The sequence below is a fragment of the Myroides albus genome (assembly GCF_009711045.1).
Classification (GTDB): Bacteria; Bacteroidota; Bacteroidia; order Flavobacteriales; family Flavobacteriaceae; genus Flavobacterium; species Flavobacterium album_A.
The window spans coordinates 1-18,417 of record NZ_WMJX01000010.1; the positions used below are offsets into that span (position 1 = coordinate 1).

The 18,417-nt window shown below is 32.3% G+C and carries 17 protein-coding genes; 12 read left to right on the forward strand and 5 right to left on the reverse strand.

The features are described from left to right. Positions 1-1,561: 1,561 nt before the first annotated feature. Both ybaK and GJV76_RS06355 read right to left on the reverse strand, forming a co-directional pair. Positions 1,562-2,053 (reverse strand): Cys-tRNA(Pro) deacylase, encoded by a 492-nt coding sequence (ybaK, locus tag GJV76_RS06350; RefSeq protein ID WP_155091803.1) that lies wholly within the window; start codon positions 2,051-2,053, stop codon positions 1,562-1,564. Between the two features lie 21 nt (positions 2,054-2,074). Next, complete coding sequence (locus GJV76_RS06355; RefSeq protein WP_155091804.1) at positions 2,075-2,311, reverse strand: hypothetical protein; 237 nt, start codon at positions 2,309-2,311, stop codon at positions 2,075-2,077. 633 nt (positions 2,312-2,944) lie between these two features. Between GJV76_RS06355 and GJV76_RS06360 the strand changes: the two genes are divergently transcribed. The 9 genes from GJV76_RS06360 to GJV76_RS06400 all read left to right on the forward strand — a co-directional run bounded on the left by GJV76_RS06360 (position 2,945) and on the right by GJV76_RS06400 (position 13,242). After that, on the forward strand, positions 2,945-3,892 hold the full coding sequence (locus GJV76_RS06360; protein ID WP_155091805.1) for an isopenicillin N synthase family dioxygenase: 948 nt from the start codon (positions 2,945-2,947) through the stop codon (positions 3,890-3,892). Positions 3,893-4,210: 318 nt separating this feature from the next. Then, complete coding sequence (locus tag GJV76_RS06365; RefSeq protein ID WP_155091806.1) at positions 4,211-4,558, forward strand: translation initiation factor; 348 nt, start codon at positions 4,211-4,213, stop codon at positions 4,556-4,558. 16 nt (positions 4,559-4,574) lie between these two features. After that, positions 4,575-5,447 (forward strand): nucleoside phosphorylase, encoded by an 873-nt coding sequence (locus GJV76_RS06370; RefSeq protein ID WP_155091807.1) that lies wholly within the window; start codon positions 4,575-4,577, stop codon positions 5,445-5,447. Positions 5,448-6,869: 1,422 nt separating this feature from the next. Next, on the forward strand, positions 6,870-8,381 hold the full coding sequence (locus GJV76_RS06375) for a succinate CoA transferase (protein WP_155091808.1): 1,512 nt from the start codon (positions 6,870-6,872) through the stop codon (positions 8,379-8,381). A gap of 119 nt (positions 8,382-8,500) precedes the next feature. Beyond that, on the forward strand, positions 8,501-9,346 hold the full coding sequence (locus GJV76_RS06380) for a substrate-binding domain-containing protein (protein ID WP_155091809.1): 846 nt from the start codon (positions 8,501-8,503) through the stop codon (positions 9,344-9,346). Positions 9,347-9,373: 27 nt separating this feature from the next. After that, entirely contained in the window at positions 9,374-10,303 is a 930-nt protein-coding gene (locus tag GJV76_RS06385; protein WP_155091810.1) for a transglutaminase domain-containing protein, read from the forward strand. 8 nt (positions 10,304-10,311) lie between these two features. Then, positions 10,312-10,695: a DUF423 domain-containing protein gene (locus GJV76_RS06390; RefSeq protein WP_155091811.1), complete on the forward strand. Its 384-nt coding sequence runs from the start codon at positions 10,312-10,314 to the stop codon at positions 10,693-10,695. A 117-nt stretch (positions 10,696-10,812) separates the two neighbouring features. Then, a complete protein-coding gene (locus tag GJV76_RS06395) occupies positions 10,813-11,931 on the forward strand; it encodes a TlpA disulfide reductase family protein (protein ID WP_155091812.1) in 1,119 nt (372 codons plus the stop codon). A gap of 198 nt (positions 11,932-12,129) precedes the next feature. Then, complete coding sequence (locus tag GJV76_RS06400) at positions 12,130-13,242, forward strand: TlpA disulfide reductase family protein (RefSeq protein ID WP_155091813.1); 1,113 nt, start codon at positions 12,130-12,132, stop codon at positions 13,240-13,242. A 31-nt stretch (positions 13,243-13,273) separates the two neighbouring features. Here GJV76_RS06400 and GJV76_RS06405 read toward each other — a convergent pair whose 3' ends face one another. Further along, entirely contained in the window at positions 13,274-13,765 is a 492-nt protein-coding gene (locus GJV76_RS06405) for a GNAT family N-acetyltransferase (protein WP_155091814.1), read from the reverse strand. A 90-nt stretch (positions 13,766-13,855) separates the two neighbouring features. Between GJV76_RS06405 and GJV76_RS06410 the strand changes: the two genes are divergently transcribed. From GJV76_RS06410 to GJV76_RS06420, 3 genes are read left to right on the forward strand one after another with little or no spacing between them, the layout of a single operon-like run. Further along, positions 13,856-14,350 carry an RNA polymerase sigma factor gene (locus tag GJV76_RS06410; protein ID WP_155091815.1) on the forward strand — a complete coding sequence of 165 codons (495 nt, stop codon included), beginning with the start codon at positions 13,856-13,858 and terminating at the stop codon, positions 14,348-14,350. Between the two features lie 16 nt (positions 14,351-14,366). Further along, the gene (locus GJV76_RS06415) at positions 14,367-14,981 is read left to right on the forward strand and encodes a hypothetical protein (protein ID WP_155091816.1); all 615 of its coding nucleotides are present in this window, start codon (positions 14,367-14,369) and stop codon (positions 14,979-14,981) included. A gap of 49 nt (positions 14,982-15,030) precedes the next feature. Continuing rightward, positions 15,031-15,972: a LysR family transcriptional regulator gene (locus tag GJV76_RS06420; RefSeq protein WP_155091817.1), complete on the forward strand. Its 942-nt coding sequence runs from the start codon at positions 15,031-15,033 to the stop codon at positions 15,970-15,972. A 68-nt stretch (positions 15,973-16,040) separates the two neighbouring features. Here the strand turns inward: GJV76_RS06420 and GJV76_RS06425 are convergent, their stop codons facing one another. Further along, the gene (locus GJV76_RS06425; RefSeq protein WP_155091818.1) at positions 16,041-16,763 is read right to left on the reverse strand and encodes a response regulator transcription factor; all 723 of its coding nucleotides are present in this window, start codon (positions 16,761-16,763) and stop codon (positions 16,041-16,043) included. A gap of 10 nt (positions 16,764-16,773) precedes the next feature. Then, positions 16,774-18,357: a sensor histidine kinase gene (locus GJV76_RS06430; RefSeq protein ID WP_155091819.1), complete on the reverse strand. Its 1,584-nt coding sequence runs from the start codon at positions 18,355-18,357 to the stop codon at positions 16,774-16,776. Between the last annotated feature and the right edge of the window lie 60 nt (positions 18,358-18,417).

Here is an 18,417-nt window from a genome sequence, read left to right on the forward strand (position 1 = left end):
TTAAAGTAGATAATTTCAGAAGGTAATGGATCACCAGCTGCATCTAATTTTTTAACTTCAAAGTAGTACCCTTTTCCATCTCCAGCATCCTTGATAGATACACTACCGTCTAATTTATTAATTGTCTCAGAAATTACTTTTTTATTATCTTCAACAATTCTCTCAAAATTAGAACTAACCACAGAACTAATATCAATAACAGCTACTTTATCATCTGTTACAGTCATTTTAGTCTGCGCATCTTCTCTTTTGTTATTTTTCGGATCTTTTAATATCCATTTAGAAATAGCTTCCTCACCAAAGTAATGTAATTTTTTAAATGTTTTCTTCACATTGTCAACTTCTTCCTCTACTTCTACAACTTTAAAGAATGTTTCGGTTTCATTACCTAATAAAAGCTCATCTAATGGAATTTCAGAAGTCCCGGTAGTTTTATCAATAATAACAAGTTTACCAGGTTTCCCATCCTCACCAGGAACATATACAACTGTTCCTCCACCATTTTCTCCAGATCCTGTTGCATTCTCAACAACTTTAATACGATCACTCAAAGTGTTAACAACAGATTGAGAAGTTACTTTTTCCCATTGACCAGTAGGTTTGTTAGTCCAATAGTAAAAACCTATACCTNTCTCATCTAATGGAATTTCAGAAGACCCATTAGTTTTATCAATAATAACAAGTTTACCAGGTTTTCCGTCCTCACCAGGAATATATACAACTGTACCCCCTCCAGTTTCTCCAGATCCTGTAGTACTTTCAATAACTGTAATACGATCGACCAAATTATTAACAACAGATTGAGAAGTTACTTTTTCCCATTGACCACCAGTAGGTTTGTTAGTCCAATAGTAAAAACCTATACCTATTGTTACAACATTACTAGCATCCTTTACTTCAGTAGCGTTATAGATAAGCATACCTTCATCCTTAGTGTTACCAGCTAATCCAAAGGTGTTTAAATCTGTTAGTTCAATTCTTGGTATCAATACCCCTTTGTTAGTTGAGGCAACATCTAACATCGCTGATTGCGATGGAAGTGGATTTCCAATACCTACTCCTGGTATATCTGTTTGCGCTTGCGCAATAGAAGAAACACCTAAAGCAAGTAAGAATAAAGTAGTAATTCTTTTTTTCATGTTTATTTTGATTTTACATTATACTTTGAAAACTCTAAAAAAATCATAACAATATTTTTTTACAAACTCTTCACAGAATTCTGTTTTCGTTTACACTACAAAATTAAAAAAAACAATCATTATAAATGCTTTTTGTTAATATTATTGATTTATTAAAAAAATACACTTAATAACAGACAAAAATCAAAATAATTTATCTTAATTAAGAGAAATAATCATTTTAAAAACATTTTAACTATAAATAAACAACCACAGCATTTAAACATATTCAACAAATTATGCTAAAAGACATAAAAAAAAGGCTTAAAAAAAGTTAATTATTACATAATAAGTAAAAAATATAATATTGAAAATGAAAAAACACCACAAAAAAAGCCATAGGTTAATTCCTATGGCTTTTTGTACTTTATATAATACGCTATTTACTTACTCAAATCTCCTAATTGAGCCTCTACTTCTTTTACTAACAGCATTGGATCTATTCCAATTGTCAGTCCTTTTCGACCGCCACTGACATATACTTTCTCTAAGTCCTTTACCTGCTCATCTACAAATGTGGCATAATTTTTTTTCATCCCAATAGGAGAACACCCTCCTCTAATGTATCCCGTAATGTTCAATATATCTTTTACTGCAACTAATTCAATCTTCTTCTCTCCACAGAGTGCAGCAGCTTTCTTTAAATCTAACTCAGCTTCAATCGGCACGACAAACACATAAAAAGTATTTCCCTTACCACTCGCTACTAAAGTTTTATATGACTCATGAGGAGAGAGACCTAATTTTTCGCATACAGAGATACCATCTATCAAGCCATCTGAAACATCGTATTCGCAAACATCATAATGTATCTTCTTACTATCTAATATCCGAAGCGCATTTGTCTTTTGTCCTTTTACTTCTTTTTTACTCATAATAATACTTTGGTTACAAAACTACAATAAAGTAGTTTTATAACCAGTTTGTCTTAAACAGAACATGAAATCATCTTCATTGTCACACACACAATATACTCGCAGTGTTGAACCTACAGACTTTTTAAAAATTGGCTTAAAACTCTTTGGCAAACTGCTGTAAAACTGCTCTAAGTTACTAATAGTATATTTTGGATCTATATCTACTGTAACCAAAACAACAAACTCATTTGTTTTTAATTCAATTGGTAGTTTCATAGTGTTATACTTATTACATTAATTGTTCTAATTTATAAAAAATAATGTATAAAATACGTGTCACTTTAAAATATATCCTTATATAATAGTATATTTTCCAAATGATATCTCTATTAGAATACAATTTACGCGTATCACTTAAAAACCAAAATATTAATAATCAACCCTTTACAACCAACTACCAATTTTAACATTTATTTTATCAATCTTTAAAGATAGGCTGTTTCACAACCTTTTATTCAACTTTTACATACTTATCGATTATTTTCAGGCATACCTCTACTCACAAAACATTACTTTTCCCCAGTATATATCGATGTAATAGTCTCAAGAAACAATAAACCACAGTCTAACACAGTTATCTCCCTCCTTTCTTAAGGATATTTCTAAACTCATAACACTCATTTTATCAAAAAAATAAAATTATTAATAATTCTTAAAAAACAATAATTAAACTCAAATACAACCTATTTTCCCTCCTTATATATAATAAAAACAAAGCGTATTAAAAATATACCTAAAACACCTAAAAAACAGCTTTAATCACTTTTATACTTATTAACACTAATTTGTTGAAAAAAAAATTACATTTGCCCGAAATAACTCAAGTAAGCTTAAATAACAACTTAGAAAATGCAAAACATTCCTAGTGTTGACTTACGTGATTTCCTATCGGATGACCCGGTACGTAAACAAAAGTTTGTAAATGAAATCGGAAAAGCCTACGAAGAAATTGGATTCGTAGCATTAAAAGGACACTTCTTAGATGATCAATTAGTAGAGAATCTTTACCAAGAGGTGCGCAATTTTTTTAACCTACCATTAGAAACGAAGCAAAAGTACGAAGTTCCAGGTATTGGCGGTCAAAGAGGGTATGTCGCTTTCGGTAAAGAAAGTGCTAAAGGACGCTCTGAAGGAGACTTGAAAGAGTTTTGGCATTTTGGTCAATACGTAGAAGACAATCCTGAATTAGAAGCTTCTTATCCTGCAAACGTAACTGTCAATGAATTGGCACACTTTAATGCAGTTGGAAAAGAAACCTACAAAATGTTGGAAAAAACAGGAGTTTACGTTCTAAGAGCTTTATCGCTTTTCTTAGGACTTGATGAGTTCTATTTTGACAATTATGTAAAAAATGGAAATAGCATTCTACGCCCTATCCATTACCCTCCTATCACATCTGAACCAAATAATGCAGTAAGAGCGGCAGCACATGGTGACATTAACCTTATTACACTTTTAATGGGCGCTCAAGGAAAAGGTTTACAGGTTCAAAACCACAATGGAGAGTGGATTGATGCAATCGCTGGAGAAGACGAGTTGGTAATCAATGTAGGGGACATGTTATCTAGACATTCTAACAACAGATTAAAATCGACTATTCACCAAGTGGTAAACCCTCCAAGAGAAATGTGGAGTACTTCTCGATACTCTATTCCTTTCTTTATGCACCCTGTTAGCACAATGCCTTTGAACTGTTTGGAAAATTGTATTGACGAAAACAATCCAAAACAATTTGAAGATATTACTGCTGGAGAATTTTTACACCAACGATTAGTAGAACTTGGATTAATAAAATAATTCAACAAGAAGCATATTCAAAAAGGTTAGCAAATGCTAACCTTTTTTGTTTATAGCACATCGCTCCAAATGAGCCTATTGCTATTAGTAGAAATAAGTATATAATTTATTCGACTACAAGCAATTGTCCTTTTTATCTTATTTTATTCAAGTAGTTTTACGCTTTTTAAGAAATCCTATTGTATATACAATAATCAATCTTATAATTTTCAAATAAAATATATCTTCTTTAAGTAATAATCGCTTTTTAAGCAAATACATTTTTCGTAACTTTGAAAAGAGCGTTTATAATTTAAACACAATTCAGCAAACAACAATATGGCAAAAAAAACAAATAGCTTTGAAGATTTAGGAGGTTTTGTTTTCTCTACAAATGAGAATTTCGATTTCAATACCAATGAAGATTTCGAAACACCTGCCCCTCATCTTCAAAAACTGGAAGCTCATTTGGACAAAAAGAATCGAGGCGGTAAAATAGCCACGATTATAAAAGGTTTTGAAGGAACCGAAGATGATTTAAAAGCATTAGCAAAAAAACTAAAAACACTATGTGGTGTAGGAGGAAGTGCTAAAGAAGGTGAAATAATCATCCAAGGAAACTTTAGAGATAAAATAATGGAATATTTAACAAAAGAAGGCTACAAAGTAAAACGTGTAGGTGGATAAATAAATTTTGAATATTATGAAAATAAAAGATTCTGAGCTAATTTTAAATCCTGATGGTAGTATCTACCACTTAAATTTAAGACCTGAGCATGTTGCAAAAGACATCATCTTCGTAGGTGACCAAAACCGCGTTGATCGAATTTCAAAACACTTCGATAAAATAGAGGTTGAAACTCAAAAAAGAGAGTTCAAAACTTGTACTGGAACCTATAAAGGGAAAAGAATTACAGTGATCTCTACAGGTATTGGTCCTGATAATATTGACATCGCTATCAATGAAATTGACGCTTTATTCAATATCGACCTAAATACAAGAGAAATCAAGAAAGATTTGACATCGGTTAATATTGTGCGTATTGGTACTTCGGGTTCTTTACAAGCTGATATTCCTGTAAACAGTTTTGTTTTATCACAATATGGTCTTGGTTTAGACAACTTAATGCGTTCTTACGTAATTGACAAAGTGATCGATACAGACTTAGAGGATGCATTTATCAAACATACTAATTGGGATTTGAGAAAAGGACGCCCTTATTTTGTACAAAATAGTCCTGAACTGGAAGCTAAATTAGAAAGTGACAAAACATTTAAAGGCATCACAGGTACTGCTGGTGGTTTTTATGGTCCACAAGGACGTGTATTAAGACTTGCTATTCAAGATCCTGAATTAAATCACAAAATTGACAACTTCAAATTTGGAGGTCATAGAGTGACTAATTTTGAAATGGAAACATCTGCTATTTATGGCCTTTGTAAATTATTAGGTCACCATGCAGTATCTCTAAATACAATTATCGCTAATAGAGCTAATGGTACTTTCTCTGAAGATCCATATGCTGCTGTTGATAAATTGATTGTGTACACATTAGATAAATTAAGTGCACAATAAAATAAAAAAAGAAGTAATTTAATGATATGAAAAGGTAGTATATTTTTATACTACCTTTTTTTATGCCTTTTAATTCCATACTCAAAAGAAAGAGTCTATCTCAAAAATGGGAAACTCCACCTAAAGTTTAGTCAATCTGAGAAGGACAGGCATTCCCCCTATTATATCACTATAGCTAAGATGAAAGAAGCTACTTCTTTAACTTGAAAATCAAACAATAGCCTAACTAAATATGTTCATTATCTAATGTATAGCTCCAAAATCATGCTTTATAGTGGTTTGAAAAAGTTATCTTTTATCTACCCTTGAAACTTAGCGTAAGTTTACTCATGACTATTGCTTTAGCTATTTGATGATGATTTACCTTTCTCAGGAGGGGTGCAACTAATTCAACCTGACTCAACCCTTAGAAAGGTTCTGATAACTGCTCAATATCTTGCTGTTAATAGCTAAAATTTCGTATACCATATAAAGTCATCAATTAGGAGAAATGAAAACACTTTCCTTGGGCTTTCTTGCGGTTTTCTTGCACCTTCCTTGCGGTTTTCCTGCTGAAAAGGCGTGTTTTCCGAACAAAACCCCTAGCAATCGCCTAGAAACCCCAAAGAAAGCCCAAGCAAGACTGCTTTGATTTATCACTTAAACAAAGATCTATAAAGGTCTTTCTATTCTACTATTCTTTAAAAATGTATAGTATTGAGAGAGAATAACTCCTTTGATTATCCTTCTCCCCCAGGCAACAAGGGGTTTCTCCTCCGATTTTTCTATATGCTAAATACTTAAGTGAGATAAGGAGTAATCAAGAAGGACCACCCTGCGTTCCTTAGTGTTACCAATCATAGTTTAGAACTGATATCTTTCTCTTTCCTGCTTTACTGATTGTTTAGATGCTACATAAATATCCACATCCGACCTTATTAAAGTGATAAAACAGCTCATCGCTTTAACTTTCACTCAAAGTAAAGTTCAAATAAAGTACAAAAGTCAAATCACAGTTCGACAAACTCGTTTAAATACTGATAGACAGTAAACACTTAGACGAATACTTCAAGCAAATCAATATAATTATGATTCAACTTGCATACATAAAAGCGATCAAACCTGAGTTGTATCTATATTAAGAAATTATTATTATTTAGTGTACTTTATATCCATGTTCATTCAATAAAACAAAACATATTCTACTTAAATAAGTTGCTTTTTGCAGTATTATCAACTTTTTCAACAAAAGCTAATTACATTAAAAGCAACAAAAAGAATTAAAACCTTTATTTTACTTTTTATTTCTTAAATTATTTCACAATAGTTATATACTTTATACTAATAGATTTAAAGTAAAGCATTAATCTACCTGAATGGCATTTTATTTGATAAATAATAAATAATATTATTAAATTTAAGAGCTTAAAATTTTTATTTGAAATGACGAAAGAAGACTCGAGAATAGAGCGTATTAAATATGCTCCCTATAGAGAACGAATAATTACTGCAGAACAAGCAGCTCTTTTAATTCATGATCAAGCCGTAGTTGGAGCAAGTGGCTTCACTAAAGCAGGAGATAGTAAATCAGTTTTACCAGCATTTGCACAACGCGCTGCAAAAGAGAATGTTGCTATCACACTAATCACTGGAGCTTCCTTAGGACAAACAACCGATGCAGACTTAGCTACTAACAATGCACTTATACGCCGTATGCCTTTCCAAGCAGATGCAGTTCTAAGAAAAACAATTAATAGTGGTCAAGTAAAGTATATCGATCAACACTTAAGTGAAACAATAGAACAATTACAAGAAAAACACATACCTCAAGTAGAGATAGCTATTATTGAAGCTACCTATATTAATGAGGAAGGTTTTATTATTCCTACAACTTCTATAGGAAACTCAGCTTACTTTGCCAGTGTTGCCAAAAAAATAATCATTGAAGTTAACACAGCTATTCCATTGAGCATAGAAGGTATCCACGACAACTGTGTACCAAAAAAACAACCAAGACGCGAGATTATCCCTATTCATACAGTTGAAGATAAAATCGGTGAGTCTTTCATTCGCTTGAATCCTGAGAATGTAGTAGGAGTTGTATTTTCAAGTATAGAAGATACCCCTGCCCTGCTTCCGGAACCTGATCACAAGACATCAGCTATATCTCAACACCTATTAAACTTCTTTGAAGAAGAAGTTAAAAAAGGTAAATTAACCTATGCGTTACTTCCCTTACAAGCAGGTATTGGAAAAGTTGCAAACGCTGTTTTAACCGGATTTAAACACGGCCCTTTCGAGAACCTTACGATGTATTCAGAAGTATTGCAAGACAGTACATTTGACTTAATCGATGCTGGTAAGATGACTTTCGCATCTGGTTCTTCAATTACTGTTACTGAAGAATGCTACAACAGATTGCTTGAGAACTTCGACCAATACAAAGATAAATTAGTTCTAAGACCACAAAACATTAGTAATGCCCCAGAGGTAATCCGAAGATTGGGAATTATCGCTATCAACACTGCTATTGAGTTTGACATCTACGGAAACGTAAATTCAACACATATTGGAGGTAATAAAATGATGAATGGTATTGGAGGTTCTGGAGACTTTGCTCGAAATGCCTACCTAAGTATCTTTGTTACACAAGCAGCATCTAAGGATAATAATGTGATATCACACGTTTTGCCAATGGTGTCCCATGTAGACCACACAGAACACGATGTAGATATTCTTGTTACTGATATTGGTTTAGCAGACTTGAGAGGTCTATCTCCACGCGAAAGAGCTGAAGTAATCATAGAAAACTGTGCTCATCCTGACTACAGAGATGAGTTAAGAGATTATTTCGATAGAGCTGTAAAAGAAGTAGGTGGTCATACCCCACATATCCTTGAAGAAGCTTATAAATTCCACATAAGATTTAAAAATACAGGATCTATGAAATCCTAAACTATTAAAAACTCTACTTAATCAAGTAGAGTTTTTTTATTTAGAATAAACCCATAATTAGATAACTAACAGAATTTGCATTTTTAGTATATTAGCATGAAAATGTATACAATTTAAAAATGAAAAAAGTTAAGATTATAGGGGTTCCCGAACATTTTAATTTACCATGGCACCTTTGTATTGAAAATGGAGAATTCAATGAGATTGGAATAGACCTACAGTGGGAAGATATACCAGAAGGAACTGGAAAAATGTGTCAATTACTACGCAATGAAGAAGCAGATCTTGCCGTTATATTATCTGAAGGAATAATCAAGGATATATCCAATGGCAATCAGACAACAATCGTACAGGAATATGTATCTTCTCCTTTAATTTGGGGAATACACGTAGCAAACAGTTCTCCTATCCAATCAATCGGCGAATTAGAGAATAAGAAAATTGCAATCAGTAGATATGGATCTGGTTCACACCTTATGGCTATTGTACACGCTAAGTCAATGAATTGGGACATCAGTTCACTACAGTTTGTAGTAGTTAATACACTTGAAGGAGCAATAAACGCTTTGACAGATGGAGAAGCTGACTACTTTATGTGGGAAAGATTCATGACTCAACCTATCGTTGATAAGCAGATCTTTCGCAGAATAGGTGAATGTCCAACTCCTTGGCCGTCATTTGTCATCGTTGGTACTAATAAGTTTGTCTCGGAAAACAAGTCCTTGGTTAAGCATATATTGGAAGTTGTAAATACAACAACTGCAGAGTTTAAAAAGATCCCAAGTATCGATAGAACATTAGCAAGTAAATACAACCAAAAACTTGAGGATATACAAAACTGGTTAACACTAACACGTTGGTCTCAAAGACAATTATCACAAAAACACTTTGACAAAATTCAAAATCAATTGCAAGAGTTAGGTCAGATAGAAACGCTAAAAGAATATAAACACATAATACTCTAAGTGGCTTAAATATCCCAGTTTTAAACGATGAACACAGATAATAGAGGTAAAAAAAAATGGTACACTTATATTAGAATTCCAAAACCTTGGGATTCTATCATCATTTTATTACTGAATATTCTGATTACGGTACCTATCTTTATTATCTTACACCACAATATAGTAGACCCTGAATGGCCTTTTCAACTGGATCGTATTTTACTTTTTATCCTCATTGTAGCTATACTTCAATTTTTATTGCAAAAACTAAAGACCCTTTTGCTTATAATACTCTTTTGTTATCTTGGAATACTTACGTGGACAACGATAAAAGGAGGATATGGCTATTATGAAGTTTATGAGGACTACAGGGCAATGGTTTACAATATGTCTGAAGCTCCGGCTCCACAAGATATTATTATCTCTAAGCTATTGCCGTTTCCAAATAAGAACAAAATCATTAGAGCTATTGAGTTCGACAACCCACAGGTAAGGAATTTTGCCTTATTAGCTACGACCAAACACTTTACAAGAACAAAAGGCTACTACGAAAGCCGACAGTTAATCCAGTCCCTTGCTATCTTTAAAGAGATCCGAACGCGATGGAACTACGTTAATGATCCAAAGGGAAGAGAATATATCGCGACAGCATCAGAATCATTAATTCACTTTTCGGGTGACTGCGACGATTATTCCGTATTAATGGCTGCTTGTATTAGAGCTATCGGTGGTACACCACGGTTAATCCATACAAAAGGACATATGTACCCTGAGATGTTGATTCACAACAAAGCGGATTTAGAACAAGCAATATACTTAATCAAAGAAGTTTTGTTCAGAGAAGAAACAAAAGGAAGAGAAATCTATTACCACATTGATGAGAGAGGACAAATCTGGCTTAATCTTGACTATACAGCACGTTATCCAGGTGGCCCTTTCATGTCAGAAGAAATATTAGGACAGTTAACCTTAAATTAAAACAACATATGATAAACAATATTACCCCTTTAATAGCAGGAAGTTTATTTGGCGGACTTGCCATTATCTTTGGTGCATTTGGTGCGCATGCTTTGAAAAAATATATGAAATCTGATTCACTTACGAGTTTCGAAACAGGCGTAAAATACCAGATGTATCATGCAATATTACTTGTAGCAATGGCATTCATGCCTAAAGCAGACCAGTTAGCACACGCTGCTAACATCATTATAATTGGGACCATATTGTTCTCATTTAGTATATATGGACTGACGTTAAGTTCTACTTTTGGTAAAAAAATCAAAATATTAGGTCCAATAACTCCTATAGGCGGGCTTTGTCTAACGATTGGATGGTTTATTATTTTCTTTTACTTTTCATTTATACATTAAGAAATATCATAAATAAACTACCCTATTTATGGTATTTACAACATATCACCTACTAATCATCAAAATATAACAACTATTTTTACCTATATTTGTTATAACAGTTATAAAAACATATACATGAAAAAGATCATAGGACTATTGTCATTTGCTGCTTTAGTAACAGCATGTGGGCAAAGTGGATATCAAATTACAGGATCAACAGAAGACGTTGAAGAAGGTACTGTAGTATATCTTGAAAAGTTAAACTTAGACAATAACCAATTTTTTGCTATTGATTCTACAGTTGTAAAAGACAATTCTTTTGTATTCAAAGGAGCAACTACAAACGCAATTGACCAAGCCTTTATTCACATTGGTGAAAACCCTGGTAGAATTCCTTTTATTCTTGAAGATAATAACAAGATAAAAGTAGAACATTCGAAAGAAAAAAATCTTGTCAGCGGAACTAAATACAATGACGAATATTATAGCTTTATCGCAAAGAAAGATGAATTGACAAAACCTATTGTTGATTTCAGAGCGCAAAATGAAGAAGCTTATATCAAAGCAAAACAAGAGAACAATACTGCAGTTATAGAAGAAATCAAGAATCAAGATCGCAAATTAACTGGAGCTTATGCAGATTGGTATGAAAACTATATCGAAACTAATCGCTCTTCTATTGCTACATTGATCACTTATAATGAATATACTCATAATGGTTACTATTCGAAAGATGAGATTGAACCAATATTTGATAGCTTTTCTTTAGATTTAAAAACAACAACTATTGGTAAAGCTCTTAATGAGTACATATCTAAATTACCTGAGCCTGCAGTAAAAATTGGAAGTAAAGCACCTAACTTCAAAGCACTGACTCCTGATGGAAAAGAATTAGCATTAGAAGATGTTTTAGGTAAAGTTACTCTAATTGATTTCTGGGCTTCTTGGTGTGAGCCTTGTCGTATTGAGAACCCAAACGTTGTAAAACTTTACAATGAATATCACGAAAAAGGATTGAACATCATAGGGGTTTCTTTAGATCAAACAAAAGAGAATTGGGTTGAGGCAATCAACAAAGACCAATTGACTTGGAATCACATTTCAAACCTCGCTTATTGGAAAGAACCAATCGCAAAAGAATATGAGGTAAGAGGTATTCCTGCGACATTCTTATTAGACGAAAATGGCGTAGTAATTGCAAAAAATTTAAGAGGAGATAAACTTAAAGCAAAAGTTGCTGAGTTATTAAAATAATAAACAACTTCGAAAGAGGCTTCATAAGCATATGAAGCCTCTTTTTTATTTGTAAACGGCCATTATTCTTCTTTATAGTCTTAGTGATGTATTGTTTCTAACTGCACAACTCTTTTGTCGTGAAAACATAAAAATAACTAAATAACCATTTACCTTAAGAACATTTATTATACCTTTAGCTTAAAAGAATTAAAAATTATGTTACGTAAATCTGCCCTATTATTAGGAATCGCATTTCTAACTATGAGCTTTTCTTCAAAAAAGCACCCATATACAATCACAGGATCAACACTTCAACAAACGAATGGAAGTTATATCTATTTATCAATATTAGATCCCATAAAGAATGATTTTGTAAAAACTGACTCAACACAGATTAAAAACAACACCTATAGTTTTAAAGGTACGATTACAGCGCCTTCTTATGCTATTTTAACAACAGATGATATAAATGATGCTTTCATTTTAGAACAAGGTCATATCAAGGCTTATAATACTCCACAGAACATCAATACCTCATCTATTACTGGTACAAAGAACAACGATGAATTAGATCAGTTCACTCAGAAAGTTCGCGAAAGTCAATTAGAGTTAACCCGTTTTAAGGATATAAATCAACCCATTCTTGAAAATGCAGTGCAAGAAAACGATGGTAAAACCATTGACGCTATTTCTGCAGAATTTAATACTTTGATAAAAAAGGTTTCGGACGTAATCCTTGATCAATCAGCAAATAAACCAAATAGCTTTACATCGCTTGTTGTCCTTTACCAAAGACTCGACAACGACAATATCTCTCGTGAAGAAGCTTATTACAACTATGCGCAACTAAGCAAAGAATTACAAGAGACAAATATTGGTCAGGCAGTAAAGAGAATGATTGATAAAACTAATGAAACAAAAATTAAAGTAGGTGAATATGCTCCTGATTTTGAAGCGGTAGACTTACAACAAAATAGAATTACATTACTTCAAAACTTAGGCAAGGTCACTATACTTCACTTTTGGGCTCCTTGGTGTCCATCTTGTAAAGAAACAACTCCATTTATCTCTGAATTATTCCAAAAATACAAAGGAGAAGGACTCAAAATCATCAGTATTGCTTTAGACGAAGACAATGAGGAACTTAGAAAAACAATACAAGACGAGAAGTTGGATTGGACACACATATCAGATCCTGCAACCTTGCAAATTAAATATGGGGTTCGAACAATACCTACAGCATTTATTATCGATAAAGATGGTGTAGTAGTCGATATTAACCACTTAGAACCATCAATAGAAGATGTAATAAAATCATATCTAAAATAAGAAAGGTCTGCAATAGCAGACTTTTCTTATTTTAGTCTTGGACATAAACCATTTCCCTTGAAATCCAAACAAGTTCTTCATTAACCTTGAACTCTCTACTTTTTTCAGTGAACTGATATCCTACTTTTTCGTAACATTTTATAGCTCCAATATTCCAATCAAACACATTCAGATAAACTTTCGTTGCCTGTAGCTCTTGCAAGCAATAATCTGTCAATAAAACAATCATTTCTTGTCCATAACCTTTTCCTCTAAACGCTGTATCTCCAATTACAATTCTTGCTAACTTACAAGTATTATATGGCTCTAAGACTACTTCACCTACACCTATCACTGTATTACTAACGATCTCTTGTATTGCAAAAAAAGAAGAACCTTCTTTCTTCATAAAACTAATGACTTCTTCTTCTCGCAATGGATAAGAAAAGGCATCACCTGCAAATTGAAACAACTCTTCTTTCGAAAACCCCCATTTAATCATTGTCGGAATATCCGACAGGTCAAATTCTTTTAATCTAAGCATATTATAATATATATTTGCGAAGATATATCTTTAAAGAAATATTAATCATATTATTTGTAACAATAATATAAGTTGTGCGACACATTAGATATGAATAAACATCTGGAGCCTGAATTTATAACCTTATTGGATAACAATCAAAACCTTATCCATAAAGTATGTCGATTATATACAGTCGACGAGGCTTCTCATAAAGATCTTTTTCAAGAAATCTCCATTCAACTATGGAATGCCTATCCTAAGTTTAGAGGAGATGCTAAATTCACTACCTGGGCTTACCGAATCGCATTAAATACGGCAATCTCTTTATATCGTAAGAAGAAGCGATCAATAGACACTACTTCTATTGACTTTAGTATCCACAAATTTGAATACACAGAGTACAACGAAGAGGAAGAAGAACAGCTTAAAGCAATGTACAAAGCCCTACAAGAATTAAATGACATCGAAAAAGCCCTTGTCTTTCTTTATTTAGAAGATAAAAATTATGATGAAATAGCAGAAACACTTGGTATATCAAGTATAAATGCAAGGGTTAAAATGAATCGAATTAAAACAAAACTAAAACAGCTATTAAATCCATAGTAATACGTTAGATATCATGCAGGAGTTAGATTTACTTAAAAAACACTGGAATCAGCAAAAGGATTTTCCTAAGATTTCAAAAGAAGAGATACAGAAGATGATTCACAAGAAGTCATCGTCTATAGTTATGTGGATTTTCGTGATTAGCATCATAGAATTTATTGTGCTTAATCTACTTAGTTATCTATATTCTTTTAAAGAACAAAACGAAATAGAGTTAAAGGGCAAACCTTTATATTTTCTTGTGGATTACATAGATTATATCTCAGGATTGACTTCTATCGTATTTATTGTATTGTTCTTTTTCAATTACCGCAAAATATCTGTAGCAACCTCAACAAAACAACTCATTGCACAAATATTAAAAACCAAAAAGACAGTCAATTACTATATCTACACCAATCTAATCATTATAGGATTAGTTATTATTCTCGCAACTATCAACTATATTCCATGGACAAATTCAAATATTAACTTTAAACAGAGTATAGTTTTTTTAGCATTAATGGCTGTTTTTTCAGCTCTTTTCATCTTGTTAATTTGGGGGTATTATAAAGTGATTTATGGTTTATTAATCAAAAAATTAATGAAGAACTTTAAAGAATTAGAAAAAATAGATTCAGACAATTAGATATCACTTATTTTAACTAACTTACAACAAAATAAGGAATAGTTTATTTATGACAATTACCCAATTAATATATGCTCTGGCTGTTGCTGAGCACCGAAACTTTACGCTTGCAGCCGAAAAAATATTTGTAACCCAACCTACCTTAAGTATGCAAATACAAAAGCTCGAAGAAGAGCTTGGTGTTCAAATATTTGACAGAAGTAGCAAGCCGATTCAACTAACTGCAATTGGAGAAATTATTATAAAACAAGCTCAGAAAATTGTAGATGAATCAGACAGAATAAAAGATTTAATAGATCAGGAAAAAGGCTTTATTGGCGGAGTCTTTAAATTAGGAATTATCCCTACTGTAGCCCCTACATTGCTACCTATGTTCCTAAAAACATTCTTTACAAAATACAGTAAAGTTCACTTAATTGTTGAAGAGTACACTACTGATGAAATTATCTACAAGCTTAAAAATGGTTACTTAGACGCTGCTATTGTTGCAACTCCTTTGCAAGATAGTGATATCGTTGAAAAAGTCTTGTACTATGAACCATTTGTTGGATATATTCCTCCGCAGTTTAAACAAGGACTAAACAAAGAGATAACTGCAGAAGAATTAGACTTAAAAAACCTCTTACTCTTACAAGAAGGCCACTGTTTTAGAGATGGAATCATCAATATTTGCAAAAATGCAAATGCCTCAGAGGACAGGAGTTTTAAACTTGAAAGTGGAAGTTTCGAAACGCTAATCAATCTATCTAAAGAAGGATTGGGTTATACCCTTCTTCCATACCTACATACAATAAACTTGAGTAGAGATGATCAAGCTAATTTGGTTCAATTTAAAGACCCTAAACCCGCAAGAGAAATTAGCTTAATACACACCAAGAATGAGCTTAAAGTACAAATTATAAATGCCTTATATGATGTTATACTAAGTATTGTAAGAGGCGCCATAGCATTTCAAGATGTCAAGATTATAAGCCCTAAAAAAGCAAAATAATATCATTTAGATAGACAAAAAAAGGGACAATGTTTAAAACATTGTCCCTTTTTTATATCGACTCAATCTTATTTTTGATCTTCTTTGTCTTTAACCACTAATCTGAATCCTTCTCCGTGAATGTTTAAGATTTCAACACTCTCGTCTAATTTTAAATACTTTCTCAACTTAGCGATGTAAACATCCATACTACGAGAAGTAAAGTAATTATCATCTCTCCAGATCTTTGTTAAGGCTACTTCACGAGGCATTAAATCATTCTCGTAGATAGCTAACATTTTTAATAATTCATTCTCTTTTGGAGATAATTTGATTGGCTCATCATTCTCAAAAGTTAAAAATCTTAATTTAGAATTCAAATGGAATTTACCAATTTGAAATTCAAACTTAGTATTATCCGTTTTAACTTCTGAAGATTTTCTATGAATAATTGCTTTTATCTTCATCAGTAAAACTTCTGAATCAAAAGGCTTATTTAAATAATCGTCTGCTCCAACCTTATAACCTTTCAATACATCTTCTTTCATTGACTTTGCAGTTAAGAAGATAATTGGAATTTCCTTATTCTTATCACGGATTTCTTTGGCTAAGGTAAATCCGTCTTTATAAGGCATCATAACGTCTAAAATACAAAGGTTAAAAGTATCTCTTTTGAACTTTTCAAAACCTTCCATCCCATTCTTTGCTAATGTAACCTCGAAATCATTAATGGCTAAATAATCTTTCAAGATTGCTCCGAAATTAGGATCGTCTTCTACTAATAAAATCTTTTTGTTGTTTGTTGTTTCCATGTTATATGTATTAATTTATTAATGGCATTTTTATAATAAATGTACTTCCTTTTCCTTTTTCGCTCTCTACATATACTTGAGCATTGTGTACTTCTACAATTTGTTGAACATAGGCCAAACCTAATCCATGACCTTTAACATCGTGTAAATCTCCCGTATGTTCTCTGTAGAATCTGTCAAATATACGCTTTTGAGCATTTTTACTCATCCCTACTCCTTGATCTTTTACTTTAATCAAGATAAAGTCCCTATAGTTCTCAGTATAAACATCGATTATAGGTCTTTCTTTAGAGTACTTAATTGCATTGTCTAAGATATTTACGATCACACTGGTAAAGTGAAAATCATTACCTAAGACATCAGTTCTAGTAGCATCTAAATGCAAGTTTATATCTCCGCCTCTATCTTGTATAATCAAAGCAACGTGATCAACAGCATTTTCAATAATTTCATGAACATCCATTCTATCCTTCTCAACATCGTAATCGCGCTTTTCCAATTTCGAAATACGCAAGACATTCTCGACTTGAGCATGCATTCGCTTATTCTCGTCCCGTATCATCTTTAGATATCGATCAACTTTTTCTGGATCAGATATCACCTTGGGATTCTTAATAGCATCTAACGCTAAGTTTATAGTTGCAATAGGCGTCTTAAACTCATGCGTCATATTATTGATAAAGTCAGTCTTTATTTCAGAAATTTGCTTCTGTCTAATTAACTGATCAATAGCACTTAGATACGCAGCTATAATAACTACTGTAAAAAGTACTGATAAAAATGTTATTCCAATTAAGGAAGAAAACAAATATTTACTTTTTTCTGGAAAAGACACGTACAAATGATACTTACTTTTCCCACTATTATCTTTCAAGATTGGAACACCATAAGTTGAGTTTTCTTCGTATTCAAACTCATCTGACTTAATCTTAGTAGCCAATCCTTTATTATAAATACCAAATTCAAACTTAGCATTAACACCATACTGCTTTAATTCCTTTTGCAGTAGTTCATGCAAATTATCTTTTGATACTCTTTCATCTACACTTCGCAAAGCAACAATATCTTTGAAATAAATTTCAAATTGCGCTTTGTCTAATAAATCTAATCCACCTGTCTGTTCAATAACCTCATCAGGATAATTTTGATTTATCTCATTTCTCTCAAATCCATTACCGCGATAAATCTCAGTCTTTCTCTTAGAAATAAAATTCTTTACCTTGACTGAATCTGGAGCTTTCTTATCAAAGAGCGAACTTTTTATATTATAGTCCTCTGCTATTAAATAATTCGAGTAAAATATCTCCTCATTGGTAGCAGGGTCTCTCTCGACAATTAAATACTGCTTTAGTTCACTTTGTTTAGGAGCGGTCCCAATACTATCTTTTAACTGATTGTAAAACTTATAGAACTCAGTCGCTTCATTTTGCTGAATTGTATTTGCTACATTTCCAATTACCTGTTGAACATGATATTTAAACTGTTCATCATTATTTCTATATGAGCTTACAATCCAATATAGTTGAACTATTATTATACCTATCAGAGAAAAACTCATAATAGCTACTAATAAACGAAACCTAAACTTACTCATTGATTTTCAAAATTAACATTAAAATAAACACCAATAATAACGATTAACATAAAATTAACT